The organism is Microcystis sp. M53603_WE2 (genome assembly GCF_030065435.1).
The window spans coordinates 1-1304 of the sequence record NZ_JASJFF010001247.1 but is presented as its reverse complement, the minus strand read 5'-3'; the positions used below and the strand labels follow the sequence as shown (position 1 = coordinate 1304).

Annotated in this window: 2 protein-coding genes and 1 pseudogene; 2 read left to right on the top strand and 1 reads right to left on the bottom strand. The window is 41.5% G+C overall.

From position 1 onward, the window contains the following. Window positions 1-178: pseudogene (locus tag PX481_RS30250) on the top strand (pyruvate kinase); the annotation flags it as partial. 191 nt (window positions 179-369) lie between these two features. Here the strand turns inward: PX481_RS30250 and PX481_RS26125 are convergent. Continuing rightward, on the bottom strand, window positions 370-564 hold the full coding sequence (locus PX481_RS26125) for a hypothetical protein (protein WP_002763089.1): 195 nt from the start codon (window positions 562-564) through the stop codon (window positions 370-372). Between the two features lie 236 nt (window positions 565-800). Here PX481_RS26125 and PX481_RS26120 point away from each other — a divergent pair. Continuing rightward, window positions 801-1304 (top strand): hypothetical protein (locus PX481_RS26120; RefSeq protein WP_288096863.1); only part of this gene is annotated, 504 nt, incomplete at its 3' end.

Genomic DNA, 1304 nt, shown 5'->3' with positions numbered 1-1304 from the left:
TCCCTCCCGGGCCGAGATTACCGATGCCGCTATGGCCGAAAGGGCCGAATGTGTCATGCTGAATAAGGGGGAATATATCCGCGAAGCGGTGACAATTCTTGATGATGTTTTACAAAGAATGCAGACCCACCAAGCTAAAAAAACCCCTCAATTACGCGCTCTCCATTCTTGGGTTTAAGCAGTTATCAGTTATCAGTTATTAGTTATCAGTTATTAGTTATCAGTTATCAGTTATCAGTTATCAGTTATCAGTTATCAGTTATCAGTTATCAGGAGATTATTTTTATTTATTCTCCCCAGTTCATAATTCATAATTCATAATTCATAATTCCTCACACCTTTTCAACAGGATTGAGAATCAGAGGCAAATTAACGCATATTATTGACCGCACCACTAACCAAACCAGCGCTAACATAGCGACCATAACCATCAAGACGGTTTTGTTGAGCGATTCGGGAGGGATTATTGACGAGATCGGCAACTCCCACACCCATCATCACCACGGAGATAACTGCGATTAAGTAGTTACGGACAAAAGTTTGATTTTGGTGGTTGGCTAACATGGTTGTCACCTCTCTTTCCTGTCGATAACCTTAGAATACGAGAGGGTTTGGGGTGATGTCAGTCCCATAATTCCGGGTGACAGAAGTGGAAAAAAGTGGAATCCACAGATAAGCTATGATTTTTTGTCGATTAGAATCGGTAAATAGGGAATCGGGAACAGGAAAAGGGCAATATTCGTCGCTTATATGGTTAAATAATCAGTAAATTGCCTAAAAACTGACATATTCTCCAGAATATGACCCTAGAAACAGCGATTATGACCATAAAATTTTTCTGGCCTTTAGTTTTAGGATTATCTATTGTTATTATTGACAATGGGCAATATTTGAGAGCAGAAACGGTAACTTTGAGCGCCAGTCAACGGCAACAACTGCGATCGCTAGATGCTAAGATTATTTTACCTAAATATATCCCCCCCGGATTTCGGGCCAGCGAGATTAAAATCCTCGCAGAAGAGGGGAAAGGATACGCAGTCCTCTTTGAAAATGCCGAGAATAGCTGTTTTTTGGTGGAAGGAATCGAAAACGCCAGGGGCGATGATGGTTTAGAATTAGAGGGAACCCTAGCGCTCAATTCCCCACTATTTGGGGAAGGATACTGGCTTAATTATGGTACACCCAAAGACTCGGAATTAAGGCAACAATTCCCCGAACCCGATTTGTATTCCGATTGGATGAAAATGGGAGAATATTTTTATCGTCTCAGTGGGGCATTAATTGCCCGGGAGGAGTATGATTAT